The sequence below is a fragment of the Pedobacter riviphilus genome, from assembly GCF_014692875.1.
Taxonomy (GTDB): Bacteria; Bacteroidota; Bacteroidia; order Sphingobacteriales; family Sphingobacteriaceae; genus Pedobacter; species Pedobacter riviphilus.
This window is the reverse complement of sequence record NZ_CP061171.1, coordinates 4,320,882-4,339,792: the sequence shown is the minus strand read 5'-3', so window position 1 is coordinate 4,339,792 and position 18,911 is coordinate 4,320,882. Positions and strand designations below refer to the sequence as shown.

Genomic DNA, 18,911 nt, shown 5'->3' with positions numbered 1-18,911 from the left:
AAAGATTTTAAAAGGTTAAAATGATAAGAACAATGTAGTAAAAAAAATAAACTATGGAAATTATTTTTTCAGATTACCTTTTCCATCCATATCCACTGCTGGACGTTTAGGTCTGTTAGCCAGTTCCCATGCGGTAAAGTAGGTTAATTTTGCCCTTTTGGATAAAAGTGGAAAGTTAATTTTGCTTACTTCATCACCAGGTCTGTGGTAGTCCTGCTGTAACATGCCATCATAGTAGAAGATGATCGGAATACCTAGTTTAGCGAAATTATAGTGGTCAGACCGGTAATATATCCGTTCCGGATCTTTTGGATCATCGTATTTATAATCAAGCTTCATTTTGGTATAGGTTGCATTTACCTGTTCGCTTAATTTGCCCAATTCGCTACTTAACATATTCGAACCAACCGAATAGATGTAATTGGCCGAATCGGGTTTGCCCAGATACTCTTCACCTGTACGGCCGATCATATCGGTATTTAAATCTGCAATGGTATTTTCAACAGGGAAAACCGGGTGCTCTGAGTACCACTCAGATCCAAAAAGTCCTTTTTCTTCACCAACTACGGTCATAAATAAAATGCTCCTTTTGGGGCCTTTTCCAGCTTTTTTTGCATTTACAAATGCTTTTGCCATTAGTAAAACACCAGTGGTGCCCGATCCATCATCATCTGCACCGTTGTTTATTTTATCTGTACCTACAGCATCCGGAGTGATACCAATGTGGTCATAGTGACCTGTAATGATTAGAATCTCTTTCTTTAATTTTGGATCAGATCCTTCTAAGAAACCCAGGACATTCTCCCCACGCACTTCATTTTCTTTTTTACGTGAACTTGCCGATAGTGAAATATTTATTGTTTGAGAAGCCGGTTTTTTACTTTCTAATATTTTTTTTGCTATATCCTGTACAGACGTACCTGCAGCCTTAAAAATATCATTAGCTGTTGCCTCAGAAATGGTGATAACATTAAATGGATTCTGTTTCTGCAAAGCAATTTCGGTTTCTTTGTTTTTTAGCATTAACCTACCGGTTATTGCAGTAGTTTTAGAATAATCAGCCAATTTATCGAAATCCGTGTCGATTAAGATCACTGCTTTTGCTTTATTCTGTGCCAGATATGATATTTTTTTCTGCCTTGCCATGGCTAGGCTACGGGGAGTTGGTTTTTCGGTGCCAGCGGTAAGCGGTGAGGCCGAAAAGATCATTACAACCTTTCCTTCAAGATTCAGACCTTCAAAATCATTATAATCCTCCCTGTTAATTCCATAACCTGCAAAAACGATTTCATCTGTATTAAATATAAAGCCATTAGGACCAACCGAGGTGATTGGAATTAGAAAATCCTTATTAACTTGTTTTGGCTGTCCATTAATCGTAAGTACACTTTCGTTAACAGTATAATTGATTAAATCTATTTTTTGGAAATAGCTACCATTTACCGGTGCTTTTAATCCCAGCGATTGAAAATAATCACGGATATAATCAGCAGCCATCCAGGCACCTTTTGTACCTGTTTCGCGGCCTTCATATTCATCAGAAGCTAAAACAGAAAGATGTTTGTAAGCGTTCTCTGAGTTAATGGCCTTGCTAAACCTTATCGCATCAGGATTAGGTTTAAGCGGCTTAATTTGGCTGAAGCAACTTGCGGTAACAAGCGATACCAAGCCAAGGGTTAAAAACTTTTTGTTCATTATGATAATAGTTAGTTAAGTTTCTTGTTAACACGAAATCTTTTCAACTCTGTTTTGGTGACGACCACCCTCAAATTCAGTAGTTAAAAAAGTTGTGGTAATCTCTTTAGCCAGTTCTTCCGAAACAAATCTGGCAGGTATACACAAAACGTTTGCGTTGTTGTGCTTGCGGACTAAAGAAGCAACTTCATTCTCCCAACATAAACCTGCTCTGATGTGCTGATGTTTGTTCGCGGTGATGGCTACACCGTTTGCCGATCCGCAAAGTAAAATCCCATAGGTAAATTCTCCATTTTCTACAGCAGTAGCAACCGGATGGGCGAAATCTGGGTAATCAACAGAATTTTCTGAGTAAGTACCAAAATCTTTTACTTCGTAATTCTGTAAAAAATCTTTTAATATTTCTTTGTATTCAAACCCAGCGTGATCCGCTCCAATAGCAATTTTAATTTTTGTATCAGACATTGTCAAATTTATAGAGAATTATAAAATCTATTCGTAATGTTTTTGTTAGTTAGCGTAGAAAGCAGCATCAGCCTTTTTCTTCTTTTTTTCTATGTAGGCTGATACAAAAATACTCAGCTCATAAAGCAAGAACAATGGCGTAGCTACAATTAGCATTGTCATAATATCAGGTGTTGGCGTAACGATAGCGGCAATGATTAAGATAATAACTGCGGCATACCTTCTGCTCGATCTCATCAGTTTTGGTGTCATCAACCCAAGTTTAGACAAAATGAAAATAATAACTGGAAGTTCGAAGATAATCCCTGTGCCTAAAGTTAAAGTTGCAACAGATGACAGATACGAATCAACTGTGAATGTATTTTTAATTTCGGCACTTACCGTATAACCTGTTAAAAAGTTAACTGATAGCGGGCATACCACAAAGTATCCGAAAAAGATACCAATAATGAAAAGTACCGATGCGAAGAATACAAAACCACTGGCCGATTTACGTTCGTTTTCATGTAATGCCGGTTTAATAAAACGCCAGATTTCCCACAATAAATAAGGAAAGCCAACCACAATACCGCACATTACACAAACATTTAACTGAAGGTTAAATTGACCAGCCATCTCAGTATTGATAATTTCGCCATTAATTTTGGTGATACACATATCCTTGCCTAATGACGGGAAGTGTTCTACCAGCTTACACATCATGCGATATGTCCAGAAATCTGGTTTTTTCGGGCCAAAAATTATTTTATCAAGAATCTCTTCATTGAAGTAAAAAGCGATACCCGTAAAAACGGCAATGGCAATTACGGCTCTGATTAAATGTTTACGGAGAACATCCAGGTGATCGAAAAAAGACATTTCTGCCTCTAAAGTGGTGCTCCTTTGCCCGATAGCTTTTGTAAGTGAAGTTTTTTTAGTGTCGCTCATGTTGAAAACAAAAATACCATTCTATTTGAATAGAATGGTATTTACGTGTTAAATATAGAAATAGTTTATATTATTCCGAAAATTCAAATGTTTCCATAAATTTCGTAGTGAAATTACCTGCCCTGAAGTTAGGATCTTTCATCAACTGTAAATGAAAAGGAATGGTCGTTTTAATCCCTTCAATTACAAATTCGCTAAGCGCACGCTCCATGGTACAAATGGCCTCTTCGCGGGTTTGGGCCACGCAGATTAATTTTGCAATCATCGAATCATAATTCGAAGGAATTGAATAACCAGCATAAACGTGCGTATCAACACGAACACCATGGCCACCTGGCGAATGGAAATTCGTGATTTTACCTGGAGAAGGACGGAAGTTATTTGCCGGATCTTCTGCGTTGATACGGCACTCAATAGCGTGCATTTCAGGGGTATAGTTTTTACCTGAAATCGGAATTCCGGCAGCCACTTTAATCTGTTCTTTAATTAAATCGAAATTAATCACCTCTTCGGTAACTGGGTGCTCTACCTGGATACGGGTGTTCATTTCCATAAAGTAGAAGTTACGGTGTTTATCAACCAAAAATTCGATTGTACCTGCTCCTTCATAATTTACAGCCATTGCTCCTTTAATTGCTGCTTCACCCATTCTCTGGCGGAGTTCGTCAGTCATGAAAGGAGAAGGAGATTCTTCTACCAATTTCTGGTGACGGCGCTGGATTGAACAATCGCGTTCTGATAAGTGGCAGGCTTTGCCAAACTGATCTCCGATAATCTGGATTTCAATGTGACGTGGATCTTCAATGTATTTTTCTAAATATAAACCATCGTTACCAAATGCTGCACCAGATTCCTGACGTGCACTGTCCCAGGCATTTTCGAAATCTTCATCTTTCCAAACCACACGCATACCACGGCCACCGCCGCCGGCAGTAGCTTTTAAGATAACCGGGTAGCCCATTTCATTGGCAATTGCAATACCTTCTTTAACGCTGGTAAGCAAGCCTTCAGATCCTGGGATGGTTGGAACACCGGCAATTTTCATGGTCTCTTTTGCAGAAGCTTTATCGCCCATGCCATTAATCTGCTCTGGGGTAGCACCAATAAATTTGATGTTATACTCACGGCAAATGTTAGAAAACTTAGCATTTTCTGATAAGAAACCATAACCTGGGTGTATGGCATCGGCGTTAGTTAATTCTGCAGCCGAGATAATATTTGGGATATTTAAATAAGAATCTTTACTAGGCGGGGGCCAATACAAACAGCCTCATCAGCAAAACGTACGTGTAAACTCTCGCGATCTGCAGTAGAGTAAACAGCAACCGTTTTGATGCCCATTTCCTTACAGGTACGGATAATACGCAAAGCGATTTCACCCCTGTTGGCAATTAGTATTTTTTTAAACATAATTTTTTACGTTTCGTCTCTGTTCTAAAATAATCGTCATGCTGAATTCATTTCAGCATCCATTTAAAAAGAAGACCCTGAAATAAATTTACTTCGTAGCTTTTCGCTGCGCTACAGGTCAGGGTGACGTCAATCTTTAAATAGGTTCTACTAAAAATAACGGTTGATCGTATTCTACAGGTGATGCATTATCAACCAATATTTTAACGATACGGCCTGAAACTTCACTTTCAATCTCGTTGAAAAGTTTCATTGCCTCAATAATACAAACTACTTTACCTGTACTGATCTCATCGCCAACATTAACAAACATTGGTTTTTCTGGACTAGCTGAACGATAGAAAGTACCGATCATTGGCGATTTAATAGTAATGTATTTTGAAGTGTCTTCTGCAACTGGTACAGCAGGTGTTGCTGCATTTGGAGCAGTAGGAGCTGTGGCAACAGGGGCAGCAGCCTGTACAAGCGGAGCTTGAGGTACTGTAGCATGCACAACTGTTGGTGCTTGGTTTGTTTTGATCGTGATTTTGAAATTTTCTTGCTCAATAGCAACTTCATTTACTCCAGAACGAGAAACAAATTTAATCAGTTCCTGTATTTGTTTGATATCCATTTTTTAGGCTTTTATGTAAAAAATAGTGTTTATTGAATTAACTAAGTTATACTTTTTTTGTTTTATTTTTCTTTGCAACCGCTTAAGGTTGATGGTTTAATGGTTGATAGTTAATGGCTATGATGTTTTATTGCACAACTGATTAACTCCCAACTCCAGGCGCTCAACTCAATTATTCAGAGTCGTAAGCCCATTTAAGGTATACCGAACCCCAGGTAAAACCGCCACCGAATGCAGCTAAAACGATGTTATCGCCTTTTTTCAACCTGCTTTCCCACTCCCATAAACATAAAGGAATGGTTCCGTTGGTTGTATTTCCGTAACGTTCAATGTTGATCATTACCTTATCGGTTGTAACCCCCATGCGGTTTGCTGTGGCATCGATGATGCGTTTGTTAGCCTGGTGTGGAACCAACCATGCAACATCATCAGCTGTTAAGCTGTTGCGTTCCATAATTTCGGCAGCAACATCTGCCATATTGGTTACGGCAAATTTAAATACCGTTGGCCCCTCTTGGTGCGCAAAATGCTCTCTGGCATCAATGGTTTCGTGGGTTGCAGGTTTAACTGAACCTCCGGCTTTCATTCCTAAGAAATCTCTACCTGAACCATCTGTTCTTAAGATAGAATCCTGAATACCAAAACCTTCTTCATTTGGCTCTAATAAGGCACAGCCACAACCATCACCAAAAATGATACAGGTTGTACGGTCTTCGTAGTTGATAATCGACGACATTTTATCGCCACCAACCACTAAAACTTTTTTATGCCTTCCTGATTCAATGAATGATGCTCCAGTAGAAAGTCCGAAAATAAAGCCCGAACAAGCGGCCTGTAAATCGTAACCCCAGGCATTTGTAGCGCCAATTTTATCGGCTAAAACGTTTGCAGTTGCAGGGAAAGTGAAATCTGGTGTAGTGGTGCAAAAGATAATCAGTTCAATTTCTTTTGCATCAATTCCTCTCTTTTTAAGTAAACCGTTTACAGCATGAACAGCCATATCAGAAGTACCTAAACCTTCACCCTTTAAAATTCTACGTTCTTTAATTCCCGTTCTGCTGGTAATCCATTCATCCGAAGTATCAACCATGGTTTCTAACTCTGCGTTTGTAAGCACATAGTCGGGAACGTAACCATTTACTGCTGTAATAGCAGCGTGAATTTTACTCATTTTAAGAATTTTAATAAATTATTTAAATGCCATTCTAATTTTTTCTACCAATCCCGTAGTGATCATTTCTCTGGATTGTAGAACCATATTTTTAACAGCCAGCGGACTAGAAATTCCATGCCCGATAACAACAGGGGCGTTAACACCTAGAACCGGACTTCCGCCGTATTGTTCGTAATTAAAACGATCGAAGAACTCATCTTTAAGTCCCTTTTTGATGGTAAGCACGTAAAACGATTCTGCTAATTTTAGCATTACATTTCCGGTAAAACCATCACACACAATTACATCAGCTTTATCGTTAAACAAATCTCTTCCTTCCACATTTCCAACAAAGTTGAAGAGGCTGGTTTCTTTCATTAACGGGAAAGTAGCCATGCTTAGCATATTTCCTTTCTCATCTTCCTCGCCAATATTCATCAGGGCAACTTTCGGATCGTTTATCTGCAAAAGATTTTTTGCAGATAAACTGCCTAAAACGCCAAATTGTAATAAAATATCAGGTTTACAGTCGGCATTTGCACCTACATCTAACAGTAAGCCAGTACCGCCTTTAATTTTTGGAAGAATTGTACATAAACAAGGGCGGATAATGCCCGGGATGGTTTTAACGCTAAAGACTGCGCCAACCAACATGGCCCCAGAGTTACCAGCACTTGCGAAAGAATCGATTTTACCTTCTTTTAAAAGGTTGAAACCAACTGCTATGCTCGAATTTGGTTTCTGAACGATTGCTTTAGTGGGATGTTCGCCCATACCAATTACTTCATCAGTATGAACGTATTCAAAATGATCTGGATTAAAACCTTCTTCTGCAAGAATGGGTTTAATCTGTTCGGTATCGCCAATAAGAACTAAATGCTCTCCAGCGTTAAGCGATTGATGAGCAGCTATTGCTCCCAAAACAATTGCTTTGGGAGCATAGTCTCCGCCCATTATGTCGAGGCCTATTTTCATAGAAAAAATCTGTTTGTGTTAAGTCAGGTGTAATCCTGAATTTTTCAGTTGACTAAGGTATGACTAAAGCCGCTGAAAACACAAACAATTTTTTAAGAAAATTACCCTATCTGAGTATTTTCGATAACCAGTTTGCCGTTGTAGTATAAGTTACCATCAACGTTGTAAGCACGGTGAGGTACGTGAATAGCACCTGTTGCCGAGCATGTTGCTAAAGAAGGAGTAACAGCTTTATAGTGTGTTCTTCTTTTATTTTTTCTCTGTTTCGAGATTTTCCGTTTTGGATGTGCCATTGGTGTATAATCTAATTATTTTTTTAACTTATTAAGGGCTTCCCAACGTGGGTCGCTTGTTTGTTCATTTTCTTCAGCCTGCTTTTCGATCGATAACTGATTTAAACGGTCAATCATCTCCTGATCGCAATCTTTATCTGCCTGCTCGCAGTTTTTGATATAAGGTACCGCTACGTTAATCATTTCGTATAAAGGACCAGATATATCAATCTCGGTGTCTTTACGGCTTAGCGAAATAATTTCTTCATCATCGCTCTCCAGTTCATCTTCAGCAAATTTTACAATCTGCCTTTCATAAAGATTTATAGGTAGCGGAAACTCAGATAAACATTTATCGCAATCTAAATTAACTGTACCTATAACTTTGAATTTTAAAAGCAACATGGTCTCTTGTTTCTCAAGTTCCAGGTCTACTTTTAAATTCCCGCTTTTAATTAACGAATACTCAAATGCGTTAAAAAAGCGATCATCAAGCTCATAATCAAACTGATGAGTTCCCAATTTTAATCCGGTAAACGGTAATGAAAATTGTTTTAGTGGGTTCAAAGTACTGTAAAATTTTAGCCTGCAAATGTAGGGATAAAATAATTAGATTAAAAATGTTTTTTAAAAATTGTTGATGTTAATCGGACAGGTTTTCAGAATGTTAATTGAAATACTGCAAGACCTTTTAGTTTTCTTGTTAGTCGGGATTTGTAATCCCGACTTAGAATAAAGGATTTTTACTCATTATGTGGATTGTAAATCCACTGTCCATCGAGTCGAGATTTCAAATCTCGACTAACGAAAATTATGAATCGGCCAATACCATTTCTTTGTTATTCCTACTCCATTCGCTCCATGAGCCTACATAAAGTTTTGGAATAGGTAGGCCAGCATAATCCATAGCCAATAAGGTATGGCAGGCGGTAATGCCCGAGCCACAATGTACAATTACATTTTCGGGTTTAACATGTGCCAAGGCCTCAGCATATTTTTCTTTTAATATTTCTGGGGCCAAGAAAGCGCCCGTAGCATCTAAATTTTCGGTATAGGGGATGTTTGCCGCTCCTGGAATATGCCCTGCAATTAAATCGATAGGCTCGGTGAGGCCAGCAAAACGGTTGGCATCGCGTACATCAATCACAATGTAATCGTCGGTTTTGGCAACTTTTTCTACTTCATTGATGTCAGATAATGGCAAGTTCCATGCAGTAATTTCGTATTTTTCAACAGATTTTGGAATTCCCACTTTATCTGTAGTTGGGAAGCCTGCTTTAACAGCCGCCTGAAAACCTCCATCAATTACCTGTACTTTTTCATGACCAATGGCTTTCAACATCCACCAAAACCTTGCAGCTGCGTTACCACCATTTTTATCGTCGTAAATAAGTGCATGGCTGTCTTTTGTGATACCGAATTTCTGTAAAACAATTGAAAATTGCTCGAAAGTAGGTAAAGGATGCCTCCCGCCAATGGCAAAATCGCCTATGTTGGCTAAATCGTTATTTACATCTGCGAAAAGCGCACCCGCTAAATGCCGCTCATCATACCTGGCTTTTGAGCCAGCGCTCGCATCGATAATTACAATTTCTTCGTCCTGGTTTAGCCAGGTTAATTCCTCGGGTTTTATGATCGGTGATAATTTATTTTCCATAATCTAATACTGTTTTTGCTCAAAGCTTTTGCAATATAAGAGATTTTGAAAAATCTGGCCTAATCTGTTTTTTTGTCAACCAAGGCCCATAATCCCAAAACCGGACCAATAGCTAATACCATATAAAGATAATGCGAATTCATTTCTTTAGCTAACAGATTAATCACCTGAATACTGATAATGGTGATGGCAAAACCGATGCAATTTACCAGTGTTAATGATGTTCCCCTTAAACTTTCGGGTGCATTTTTGGCAATCAAAGAAGAAAACAAAGGCGAATCGGCTGTGCCGGATAAACCCCAGCAAAATAAAAAAATAAGAAAGAGGTAAGTTGAACCGCTGAAGAGAAAAATAGGAGAGAACAGGCAGCATGAACCTGAAATGGCTAATGCGATAGTTGCTATTCTTTTTGCACCCAATCTTTGCGATAACAGCCCGCCGATCATACACGATATTCCGCCTGATGCAATAACCAAAAACGAAAATAATGGGATATTTAAAGTTGAGTTTGGGTGTTTGTTGTTAAAAAGCAATAACATTCCGGGCAGAAAGGCCCAAAAAGTATAAAGTTCCCACATGTGCCCGAAATAACCGAAAGCGGCAGATCGAAAATGCGGATTTTTGAAGCCATTAAAACAAGAACGGAAATTGAATTTTTGCCCTGCAGTTCTAAATGGACCGTTTGGAACCAGCAACAAAATAGCAAACGCACCGGTCAGCGATAAAGCAGATGTGCCAAAAATTACATATTGCCAGGCGAAATCTGTAGTAAAGTTTTTTAATAAATGAGGAAATGCGGTGCCAAAAACCAAAGCGCCAACTAAAAAACCTAAGGATTTCCCTAATCCATCTTTAAAGTAGTCGGAGGCTATTTTCATGCCAACAGGATAGATTCCAGCCAGCATAAAACCAGTTAAAAAACGAAAAAGCAACAATAAACGGACATCGGGTAACTGTAAACAGATGCCCAGATTAAACAACGCAGCTGCAATGCCACAGATAAAGAACACTTTCGAGGGTGAAAAAATATCAGAAATGGCAAAAAAGGCGAAAACTAAAGTGCCGCTGATAAAGCCAAACTGCACCATGCTGGTAAGGTTGGCCAATAAGTTGGTTTCGGCCGGGAAGTTTTTAACAATATCGGGTAATACGGCATTGCCTGCAAACCACAGTGATGTACAAAGAAACTGCGCAATGACAATTATAGGTAATATGTAACTGGTTTTTTTAGTGCTGTTCATTTTTAGTTTGGTGCACAATTTTAACTAAAATAAACCTGATTGGACGAAAAGCCCCAATTCTTCATTGGGCTTGTAGGGAAAGCAGGGCTTTCGGAACCGATGAAAAACAGGCCTTGCTTTGCAAAAAAAAAATCGACTACCTAAGACACCTAAATACATCTAAGTTTAATACACCTTTGGTCTTTCAGCTTTAGTCTTTCTGCTCTCCTAAGAAGCATCATCCTTGATATCAAACTGCGTTTCAACCACTTTTCCGCCTGAACGCAATTGGTTGCCCAGCATTTCTTCTTGCTCACGGCGGTTTTTTACAATGTGGATGGCCGAAAACAAAGCTTCGGTAAATGAAGTCGGATCAGCTAAATCTTTACCCGCAATATCGTAACCTGTGCCATGATCGGGAGAAGTGCGAACGAAGTTTAAGCCAGCTGTATAGTTTACGCCATTATGGAAAGCTAAAGTTTTAAAAGGAATCAAACCCTGGTCGTGGTACATCGCCAAAACTGCATCGAATTGTTTGTAACTGCCGTTGCCGAAAAAGCCATCAGCAGGGTATGGGCCAAAGCAAATGATACCTTTATCGTAGGCCTCTTGGATAGCAGGCGTAATAATTTCAGCCTCTTCGGTGCCTAATAAACCATTATCGCTAGCGTGTGGGTTTAAGCCTAGAACAGCAATTTTTGGTTTTTCGATCCAAAAGTCTTTTTTTAAACTTTCGTTAATCAGTTTTAATTTGCTGGTAATTTTTTCTTTGGTAATCGCCGTTGGAACGTCTTTCACAGGAATGTGACCTGTTACAACACCTACGCGTAAATTTTCGCTGATCAAAAACATCAGTACATCTTTACTTCCACTTTTTTCCTGTAGATACTCGGTATGACCAGGAAAAGCAAAGGTTTCTGATTGAATGTTATGTTTGTTAATCGGAGCAGTAACCAGGGCGTCGATATCGCCGTTTACCAGATCGGCTGTTGCACGCTCTAGTGATAAAAGAGCATACTTTCCTCCCGTTGCCGTAACCTGACCCAATTCGATTTTTACATCTTCTTCCCAGCAATTGATCATGTTTGCCTTTTTGGGCTGTGCCTGGTTAGCATGGCTAACTACATTAAAACTGAAATCGCCCAGGTTATTCGCTTTTCTATGAAAAGATGAAACCTTGGTATGGCCATAAACAATTGGAGTGCAATAATTTAAAATGGCAGGATTAGATAATGTTTTAATAATTACCTCTAAACCTATGCCGTTTACGTCGCCTATACTGATGCCAATTTTAAGTTTATTGCTCATAATTACCTGAAAATTTTAGCGCAAATTACTGATTTTCGTTTAAACCCTTTAAAAAAAATGAAACCGCAAAGTATTGAAAGTGATTTGCAAAGAAATAATAAGCCTATCTTTGCTAACAATTTTAATTTTTAAAAGCCCCAGTTAGGGGTTTGGGGTTATGAGTTTAGTAAAAGCGAAAAAACATTTAGGGCAACATTTTTTAACCGATAAAGGCATAGCTAACCGCATTGTTGAGGCTTTGGTGAATACCGATAAATATAATCAGGTTTTAGAGGTAGGGCCAGGGATGGGAATCTTATCTGATTTTTTGCTGCAGCGCAAAGACTTAGAAACTTATCTTGTCGATATTGATACTGAGTCTTTCCATTTTTTAAATGAAAAATACCCGCAGCTTGGCGATCGGTTAATTAATGGCGATTTTTTAAAACTCGATTTCGACGCCATTTTTCCAGGACAATTTGCCATTATTGGTAATTTTCCATACAATATCTCATCACAGATTTTATTTAAGATTTTAGATAACCGCCACAAGGTTGTAGAAATGGTGGGTATGTTTCAGAAAGAAGTTGCCCAACGTTGCGCAGCCCCAGCAGGTAACAAAGAGTATGGTATTTTGAGTGTGTTTCTTCAGGCCTATTATAAAATTGAATACCTGTTTACGGTTAAACCGGGTACATTTAACCCACCACCAAAAGTGCACTCAGCAGTGATCCGTTTAACCAGAAATGAAGTGGAAACTTTAGATTGCGATGAAAAATTATTTTGGCGGGTGGTTAAGGCAGGTTTTAACCAGCGGAGAAAAACTTTGCGTAATGCTGTTTCTGCGGTGATGCCTAAAGATAAAATGGACGATCATATTTATTTTGAGAAGCGTGCCGAGCAGCTAACTGTTGCAGATTTTGTGGCTTTAACACAGCATGTGAGTAAGTTAATGGGAGCTTAGCTAATATTCCATTTGGGCTTGTACTTAATTTCTAGATATGGAAAGCAGGTTTCTGTTGTCTTCGGTTCCTTTAGCCCCGCTTTTCATTCCAAGTCCGCACTCGTACCTCGTTTACGGGCTTTACATTCCAATCGGGTTTAATTAACGGGAAACAATGCAAGTTTTAGGGTGATAGATTGGTGAATTTGCCAATTTGTTATTGGCCGTAAAGCCACGCAATATCAAAATCTGCGCAATCGTACGCATGCTTTTTCTTGCAAAATCATGATTATTTTAAGCTAATTTCTCCTTTCCTTTGCGACATAATTTTAAACATCATGGTTAATTACAGCGAAATTTTCAGCGAACAAGGAATGGATTATCAAACCTATCGTGCATTGATTGATCAACTTCTGTTAGAGGGAAAGGCTACTGGTGACGTAACTTACGATTTGCACTATACTAAAATGAATGTGCAAAGGATGAATCGCGTGGATAAGACGATCAGCTTAAATGATGAGTTGACTTCAACCATTGGTCATCTTAAGGAAAATTATAAGTTTTTAGTGATTACCGAAGGCTGGTGTGGCGATGCTGCACAGATTGTTCCAATATTCAATAAAATCGCAACGGCTTCACTAGGTAAAATTGATCTGAAATTTGTACTTAGAGATAAAAATCTACCATTAATTGATGCGCATTTAACCAATGGCGGAAGGGCTATTCCGGTTTTAATTGTGTTAAATGAATCAGCAGACCAAGTTTTAGGAACCTGGGGGCCAAGACCACAAATTTTGCAGGAGCTTTTAAAAGAGTGGAGAAAAGAAATTACTGATATGCCAATTTTGGCAGAAAAACTTCATGGCTGGTACGCTAAAGATAAAACGCAGACCACGCAAGCCGGGTTAAATGAACTTTTAAAAGGCTTGGAGTTATAATCTTATAGTTCATTTTAGGCAGTCGTCACCCTGACCTGTAGTACAGCGGAAAACTACGCAGTAAACCGAGCCTTAAGCGAGCTCACTAAAGGTAATTTATTTCAGGGTCTTCTTAAATAGATGCTGAAATGAATTCAGCATGACGTTACGACAAAATAAAAACTGCTCTGGTTTAATCAACAGAAACAGTTAATCCTTCCTGCTGTAAAATTTTGCGGTAAACTTCCATCTCGGTAAATGATCCTTCTAAAACAGGGCATTTTCCATCATTATGTACTTTCCAGGCAATTTTTTCAGCCTGCGATTCGTTATAATCCAGATATTTCATCATGCAGTATATTACATGATCGAAAGTATTGATATCATCATTCCACAAAATAAGGCGATGTACGGTTTTTAAGGAAGTTAAAATTTCTTCGAGCGTAAAGGTCTCTTCTTTGGTTTCTGTAGACATGGTGCAAAAATAAACAATAATTTAGAAGATTTGACCTATTAAACCAGAGATATTAGATTTTAGGATATTGCGATGAAATCTCTATGTCTCAAATTGCACCGCCCATATCTTTTTTTAATTAACTAACTTTGTTTAACCAAATTATAATAAACAGCGAGTATGCACCAGTCTAAAATAGCCGGAATAGGTTACTACGTTCCGAAAAATATATATACCAATGATGATTTAAGCCGTTTTATGGATACCAACGATGCATGGATTCAGGAGCGCACTGGTATTAAGGAACGCCGTTTTGCCGACCGGAACGAAGAAACTACCACTACAATGGGTATCGAGGCCGCTAAAATTGCGATAGAGAGGGCAGGGATTACCGCTAAGGATGTCGATTTTATTGTTTTTGCCACGCTCAGCCCTGATTATTATTTCCCTGGATGTGGTGTATTGCTACAGCGAGAAATGGGCATGGGTGAAATTGGTGCTTTAGATATTCGCAACCAATGTTCTGGTTTTGTATACGCACTTTCTGTGGCCGATCAGTTTGTAAAAACAGGCATGTATAAAAATGTACTGGTAGTGGGGAGCGAGAAACATTCTTTCGCGATGGATTTTGAAACCCGCAGCCGTAATGTATCGGTCATTTTTGGCGATGGCGCCGGTGCTGTTGTATTGCAGCCTACGGATGAACCCGGGAAAGGGATTTTAAGTACACATTTACATAGCGATGGCGCCGATGCCGAAATTCTGGCCATGTACTATCCGGGTTCTCATGCCAATAAGTGGTTGAAAGATAAACCAGCCTATCCTGAGCAGGAATTGGGTGGCTTGTTTATGACACCCGAAATTTTAGAAAGTGGCGCAGCTTTGCCATATATGGATGGACCCGCAGTTTTTAAAAAGGCAGTTGTAAAATTTCCTGAAGTAATTAAAGAAGCTTTAGCTGCAAATAATTTAACCGAGAAAGATATTGATATGCTGGTGCCACATCAGGCCAATTTGCGTATCAGCCAGTATGTGCAACAATTGTTGGGACTAAATGATGACCAGGTTTTTAATAATATCCAAAAATATGGCAATACTACGGCCGCTTCTGTTCCTATTGCTTTATGTGAAGCTTGGGAGGCGGGCAAAATTAAAGACGGCGATCTGGTTTGCCTCGCCGCATTCGGATCTGGCTTTACCTGGGCCAGTGCGCTGATTAGGTGGTAGGTTTAGGGTTTAGGGAAAATAGCCAAGTAAGTTGGGATAAAAAGGTTAACTCAATACGATAAGTTCGTCGAGCGTAGCGAAGTCGAAAAAATCTATCTAAATAAATAGTTAAGCGATATATTCCAAAGGGAGATGACGATTTTATATGATTAGACCATTAAGGAATTAAAGACATTAAGGGCTTCATTAGGCTTTTCTTAACTACCTTAATTCCTTAATGGTCACGAATAACTAGTTTTGTACTTTTGGCTTAATAAAATCTCCTAGATAACTACATTCACCCGCTGCAACGGCATAAAAAGGTGTTTTGGCATAGCTAAACCTTAATTCTTTAAGATAAGGATTGTTGTAATTGGCCTTGATGAAGTTTCTCCATTTCACATCTTTTTTATCGTAATAATAAAATGATAGTGGGTTAGCATTCATGATGATCTGTTTCTGCAAACATTTAGCCAGCATAAAAGTACATTTTGCCTTAAAGTCGGCATTGGTACTTAATGCTCTGGCTTTTAAATACCAGGCTTTTGCTGTTTGTGCTTTTTTATAGTCACCATCATATACATATTTTGCTGGGCTGCTATTGTCGTACGATGACCAATCGTAGCTGATCAGGAACCAGCTGTTGCCAAAATAACCTGTTTGATAAACCGCATTGGCCATTTTATAATAATAAAGTGCTGCATTCTTTTTATCACTAATGGATAACTTTTGCAAACGGAGCATTTCTGCTGCAAAAGCCTTTTTGGTAATTGATGCTTTAGCGGTTACATATTTTTTGGGATAGTCATTTATCGTTTCGATGAAGGGATTAGCATAAAGTTTTGCATTAGATTCATCTCCGTACCAGTTCTCTGGATTGAAATATTTGTAGCCTGCCGAAACTTTTGCGAACATTTGAACAGCCTTATCGTATTGATGTGTACGCAAATAAGTTGTACCAAAAAGTTCGTAAAAATCATCATTTTTGAGTTGGTTTAAAGCCGAAGCCAACAAAGCGGAGACATCATTGCCTGTTGCTTTTGTTTTATAAACCGCTAAGCCCTGCATACTTTTCGGACTCAAGTTATTCTGCCAAAAAGCGATGCTTTGGTAGCTCATATTCTGGAAAAGCGAATTCTCTTTTAACGTTTTGTATTCCAGGTCGCCTTTAACCATTGCTAAAGCTGCTTTTGCCGTATCACCCATATTCAAATAAGCTGGAGCCAATATCTGCTGGTAAAAGTTTCTGGTTGTTCTGCTAAAACGTTTACTGGCGCGATCGGCATCATAATAATAGGGGCCTTTTGGTTGGCTACTGTTTTCAGCGAAACGTTTTTCGTCAAGCCATTTTAAGGTCGGCAATAAATCGTTTTCATTAAACGGATTGCCTTTTTTGATGTTTTTTGCCTTGATCAATAGATCGATAATACGGTATTGGTCGCGTAATCTTTCTGGTAATTTATCGGGTTTTAATATAGCCAGGTAATTGGTGGCCAAGAAATCTTTATTCTCCATCCACGATAAATAAGCTGCAGTTAACGTACCGAGTTCAGGTTGTGGGTATTTCTTCTCAGTAGCCAGTTTTACCGCAAAATTCCTGATTTCATTCAGGTGTTTTAGGTTTACGTTTTTTAAACTGTCTTTATATTTAGCATTGCCGCTATCCGAAAAATAATAATTATAACCAATTTTGGCAATGTCGTTTGCCTCAATAAGATCTTGCTCTAATTTATTTACTTCGCGTACCAATAGCGTACCGTTGAGCTGGCTTTTTGGTTCGTACTGGTAAACTTTATTTAAGCTTTCTATGCCCGAATCTGCATTGCCAAATCCGTTTATCGCCCATATATTGGCTTTCTCGTTATTGGTTTTGGCATATTTTAATGCACCATTAACAGGTGAGCTGGTATAGTAATAATTTTTATAGGCCTGTACTCTCCGCTCAGGATTACTTGCAAAAACCTTGGAGAATAAAAAGGCCGATTCTTCAGGGTTGCCCAACCGGCGGGTCGATCCGGCATAAAGTGCCAAGGCCCAACCCTTAACGGCACTGTTTAACTTGCTGTTTTTAAAGTACTTCTCGTAAGTTGATTTACTTTCAGTATGATTACCTGCAAAATGGAACATCCGTTCTGATTGATATGCATAACGGAGTTTAAGGAAATCATCTTTTTCAGCTTCCGTTAATCTTAGGGCTTCTTTTGCCTTTGATTCCATCGCTGTGGTGTCGCGCGGTTTTGGGTCCCAAAGACTAAAATCCACATTGGCTAAAGGTTCGCAGCTTTTGGCGAATTGATAGTATTTTAAAGATGCTTTACGTTTACCCAAGGCTTGGATAAAACTGTTTTGTTGTAAGCTATCGGGTAGTTGCGAAATGTTGCCATCAAAATTTACCAATTTTACATCAGTGGCACTGTCTGTTTTGTACATTACTTTTAGCACATCCTCTTTTTTAACATTGAGGTATTTTGCCCATTCATTACTGTTGATATCGGGCTCACTTTCTATATCCGTTTCACTGTTAAGGTAAACCAGCTGGTTGTAGGCAAATGGAGAATATTCATCACCTTCAATATTGTTGTGGAAATAAGAAACGTAATAATCGTAGGGGTCTATCTCACCTCCACAGGCAAGATTTATGGCAATCTCGCTGAAAAAAGTAATCAGGGATACACTAAAAATTAGCGATAATTTTTTGAACGTCGTCATAGGTAAAATGTTTTAATAGGTCGGTGTCTAAATGGTAGAAAACAAGATTCCGGTCTCTGGGGGCTAAATATCGGGATAAAAATTTAGAGGTAGCAATTAAATCTTTTGAAGAAATCTGTTCCCATCTTACTACATCGCCCTGTTTTAACCCTGCGGCAGGATCATCTTTAAGCAGATCGTAAAGGATGGAATTTTCCCGCTGTTTGAAAAGCTTTTTATCTGCAATCTGTGTATTGCCGATCCGCTTGGAGATACCTGCATATTGCCCGTTCCTAAATACCACCGCCCATTCGAAAATGGGTAAGGCAACATCAAGTGGTAAAGGATATTGCTCAAGGTAATCTTTTAGGTAAAGATCCATTTCATGCTGATCCAATATGGAATTTTGTCTGCCATATTTACGTAGGTTGCCCATATTATAACACATTAAAATGGCCTTTTCTACAGGCGGTACGCCGCTTGATACAATATTTTTAACCTGATGCAGGCGGAGAGTTACTGATATCGTTTTACCCTTTAAAAGCGGATTGGCCTTTAATTGTTCAAGAAATTTGAAATACCTGTTTCGTGTGCCTTTTGTCCAATCGCAATCAATCTGAAGTTCATGATAATTTTGTTTTCCGGCTTGTTTTACCTTAGCGGAAACAAATTTGGCAATGCGATCGGCCATCACCATAGTTTGCGTGGTGTCAATCTTATTAAAAACCTGGTTAACAATAAATACGACAGGTATAATGTTGGTTTGTTTAGGTATAGGATCCGAAAATTTAACCGGCGAAATGGGTACAGGCAGCTGAAGATCGGGGTTAAAATCTACATCCATAATCCGCACATACAAAGATTTAGATTTAAATTGATCAAGATAACTGGTTTCTTCCTTTTTGTTCTGATAATCCGTTTTCCAATAATAAAAAGTAGGGTGAACAATTGATTTTTGCTTACAACCAAGGAAGAGAAACACAGAAATCACTAAAATACTTATCTTGCGCATATCAATTTTATTGAGCA

17 protein-coding genes and 1 pseudogene are annotated in these 18,911 nt (G+C 38.7%); 3 read left to right on the top strand and 15 right to left on the bottom strand.

The window, feature by feature from the left end:
- Positions 1-60: 60 nt before the first annotated feature.
- The 12 genes and pseudogenes from H9N25_RS17795 to pdxA form a co-directional block, all read right to left on the bottom strand.
- Positions 61-1,695: a M28 family peptidase gene (locus tag H9N25_RS17795; RefSeq protein ID WP_190326740.1), complete on the bottom strand. Its 1,635-nt coding sequence runs from the start codon at positions 1,693-1,695 to the stop codon at positions 61-63.
- Positions 1,696-1,722: 27 nt separating this feature from the next.
- Positions 1,723-2,160 carry a ribose 5-phosphate isomerase B gene (rpiB, locus tag H9N25_RS17790; protein ID WP_190326739.1) on the bottom strand — a complete coding sequence of 146 codons (438 nt, stop codon included), beginning with the start codon at positions 2,158-2,160 and terminating at the stop codon, positions 1,723-1,725.
- A gap of 45 nt (positions 2,161-2,205) precedes the next feature.
- A complete protein-coding gene (tatC, locus tag H9N25_RS17785; RefSeq protein WP_190326738.1) occupies positions 2,206-3,087 on the bottom strand; it encodes a twin-arginine translocase subunit TatC in 882 nt (293 codons plus the stop codon).
- Positions 3,088-3,157: 70 nt separating this feature from the next.
- A pseudogene (gene accC / locus H9N25_RS17780) lies at positions 3,158-4,497 on the bottom strand (acetyl-CoA carboxylase biotin carboxylase subunit).
- Positions 4,498-4,633: 136 nt separating this feature from the next.
- Complete coding sequence (gene accB / locus H9N25_RS17775) at positions 4,634-5,110, bottom strand: acetyl-CoA carboxylase biotin carboxyl carrier protein (RefSeq protein WP_167297237.1); 477 nt, start codon at positions 5,108-5,110, stop codon at positions 4,634-4,636.
- 172 nt (positions 5,111-5,282) lie between these two features.
- Positions 5,283-6,281 (bottom strand): beta-ketoacyl-ACP synthase III, encoded by a 999-nt coding sequence (locus tag H9N25_RS17770; RefSeq protein WP_167297236.1) that lies wholly within the window; start codon positions 6,279-6,281, stop codon positions 5,283-5,285.
- A gap of 18 nt (positions 6,282-6,299) precedes the next feature.
- Positions 6,300-7,238 carry a phosphate acyltransferase PlsX gene (gene plsX / locus H9N25_RS17765; protein WP_190326737.1) on the bottom strand — a complete coding sequence of 313 codons (939 nt, stop codon included), beginning with the start codon at positions 7,236-7,238 and terminating at the stop codon, positions 6,300-6,302.
- Positions 7,239-7,339: 101 nt separating this feature from the next.
- Entirely contained in the window at positions 7,340-7,531 is a 192-nt protein-coding gene (gene rpmF, locus H9N25_RS17760) for a 50S ribosomal protein L32 (protein ID WP_025143959.1), read from the bottom strand.
- Between the two features lie 15 nt (positions 7,532-7,546).
- Positions 7,547-8,077: a YceD family protein gene (locus H9N25_RS17755; RefSeq protein WP_167297234.1), complete on the bottom strand. Its 531-nt coding sequence runs from the start codon at positions 8,075-8,077 to the stop codon at positions 7,547-7,549.
- Between the two features lie 244 nt (positions 8,078-8,321).
- On the bottom strand, positions 8,322-9,167 hold the full coding sequence (locus H9N25_RS17750; RefSeq protein WP_190326736.1) for a sulfurtransferase: 846 nt from the start codon (positions 9,165-9,167) through the stop codon (positions 8,322-8,324).
- Positions 9,168-9,226: 59 nt separating this feature from the next.
- Positions 9,227-10,408: an MFS transporter gene (locus H9N25_RS17745; protein ID WP_190326735.1), complete on the bottom strand. Its 1,182-nt coding sequence runs from the start codon at positions 10,406-10,408 to the stop codon at positions 9,227-9,229.
- Between the two features lie 207 nt (positions 10,409-10,615).
- Complete coding sequence (gene pdxA, locus H9N25_RS17740; protein WP_190326734.1) at positions 10,616-11,695, bottom strand: 4-hydroxythreonine-4-phosphate dehydrogenase PdxA; 1,080 nt, start codon at positions 11,693-11,695, stop codon at positions 10,616-10,618.
- A 157-nt stretch (positions 11,696-11,852) separates the two neighbouring features.
- Between pdxA and rsmA the strand changes: the two genes are divergently transcribed.
- Together rsmA and H9N25_RS17730 are read left to right on the top strand one after the other, a co-directional pair.
- Positions 11,853-12,638 carry a 16S rRNA (adenine(1518)-N(6)/adenine(1519)-N(6))-dimethyltransferase RsmA gene (gene rsmA / locus H9N25_RS17735; RefSeq protein ID WP_190326733.1) on the top strand — a complete coding sequence of 262 codons (786 nt, stop codon included), beginning with the start codon at positions 11,853-11,855 and terminating at the stop codon, positions 12,636-12,638.
- A gap of 317 nt (positions 12,639-12,955) precedes the next feature.
- A complete protein-coding gene (locus H9N25_RS17730) occupies positions 12,956-13,555 on the top strand; it encodes a thioredoxin family protein (protein WP_167297229.1) in 600 nt (199 codons plus the stop codon).
- A 172-nt stretch (positions 13,556-13,727) separates the two neighbouring features.
- Here H9N25_RS17730 and H9N25_RS17725 read toward each other — a convergent pair whose 3' ends face one another.
- A complete protein-coding gene (locus tag H9N25_RS17725) occupies positions 13,728-14,009 on the bottom strand; it encodes an ATP-dependent Clp protease adaptor ClpS (RefSeq protein ID WP_029274160.1) in 282 nt (93 codons plus the stop codon).
- Positions 14,010-14,168: 159 nt separating this feature from the next.
- Between H9N25_RS17725 and H9N25_RS17720 the strand changes: the two genes are divergently transcribed.
- Entirely contained in the window at positions 14,169-15,215 is a 1,047-nt protein-coding gene (locus tag H9N25_RS17720; RefSeq protein WP_190326732.1) for a 3-oxoacyl-ACP synthase III family protein, read from the top strand.
- 231 nt (positions 15,216-15,446) lie between these two features.
- On the opposite strand, the gene H9N25_RS17715 is transcribed toward H9N25_RS17720, so the two are convergent.
- Both H9N25_RS17715 and H9N25_RS17710 read right to left on the bottom strand, forming a co-directional pair.
- A complete protein-coding gene (locus H9N25_RS17715; protein ID WP_190326731.1) occupies positions 15,447-17,903 on the bottom strand; it encodes a hypothetical protein in 2,457 nt (818 codons plus the stop codon).
- Positions 17,869-18,894: a hypothetical protein gene (locus H9N25_RS17710; RefSeq protein ID WP_223833428.1), complete on the bottom strand. Its 1,026-nt coding sequence runs from the start codon at positions 18,892-18,894 to the stop codon at positions 17,869-17,871. The genes H9N25_RS17715 and H9N25_RS17710 overlap by 35 nt, the downstream gene beginning before the upstream one ends.
- Between the last annotated feature and the right edge of the window lie 17 nt (positions 18,895-18,911).

What these genes read in the sequence shown, in the direction of transcription:
- pdxA (WP_190326734.1), bottom strand. Translation starts at nt 11,695, where the DNA reads ATGAGCAATAAACTTAAAATTGGCATCAGTATAGGCGACGTAAACGGC.
- H9N25_RS17715 (WP_190326731.1), bottom strand. Translation starts at nt 17,903, where the DNA reads ATGACGACGTTCAAAAAATTATCGCTAATTTTTAGTGTATCCCTGATT.
- accB (WP_167297237.1), bottom strand. Translation starts at nt 5,110, where the DNA reads ATGGATATCAAACAAATACAGGAACTGATTAAATTTGTTTCTCGTTCT.
- rsmA (WP_190326733.1), top strand. Translation starts at nt 11,853, where the DNA reads ATGAGTTTAGTAAAAGCGAAAAAACATTTAGGGCAACATTTTTTAACC.
- rpiB (WP_190326739.1), bottom strand. Translation starts at nt 2,160, where the DNA reads ATGTCTGATACAAAAATTAAAATTGCTATTGGAGCGGATCACGCTGGG.
- H9N25_RS17795 (WP_190326740.1), bottom strand. Translation starts at nt 1,695, where the DNA reads ATGAACAAAAAGTTTTTAACCCTTGGCTTGGTATCGCTTGTTACCGCA.
- plsX (WP_190326737.1), bottom strand. Translation starts at nt 7,238, where the DNA reads ATGAAAATAGGCCTCGACATAATGGGCGGAGACTATGCTCCCAAAGCA.
- H9N25_RS17710 (WP_223833428.1), bottom strand. Translation starts at nt 18,894, where the DNA reads ATGCGCAAGATAAGTATTTTAGTGATTTCTGTGTTTCTCTTCCTTGGT.
- H9N25_RS17750 (WP_190326736.1), bottom strand. Translation starts at nt 9,167, where the DNA reads ATGGAAAATAAATTATCACCGATCATAAAACCCGAGGAATTAACCTGG.
- H9N25_RS17730 (WP_167297229.1), top strand. Translation starts at nt 12,956, where the DNA reads ATGGTTAATTACAGCGAAATTTTCAGCGAACAAGGAATGGATTATCAA.
- H9N25_RS17720 (WP_190326732.1), top strand. Translation starts at nt 14,169, where the DNA reads ATGCACCAGTCTAAAATAGCCGGAATAGGTTACTACGTTCCGAAAAAT.
- rpmF (WP_025143959.1), bottom strand. Translation starts at nt 7,531, where the DNA reads ATGGCACATCCAAAACGGAAAATCTCGAAACAGAGAAAAAATAAAAGA.
- tatC (WP_190326738.1), bottom strand. Translation starts at nt 3,087, where the DNA reads ATGAGCGACACTAAAAAAACTTCACTTACAAAAGCTATCGGGCAAAGG.
- H9N25_RS17745 (WP_190326735.1), bottom strand. Translation starts at nt 10,408, where the DNA reads ATGAACAGCACTAAAAAAACCAGTTACATATTACCTATAATTGTCATT.
- H9N25_RS17770 (WP_167297236.1), bottom strand. Translation starts at nt 6,281, where the DNA reads ATGAGTAAAATTCACGCTGCTATTACAGCAGTAAATGGTTACGTTCCC.
- H9N25_RS17725 (WP_029274160.1), bottom strand. Translation starts at nt 14,009, where the DNA reads ATGTCTACAGAAACCAAAGAAGAGACCTTTACGCTCGAAGAAATTTTA.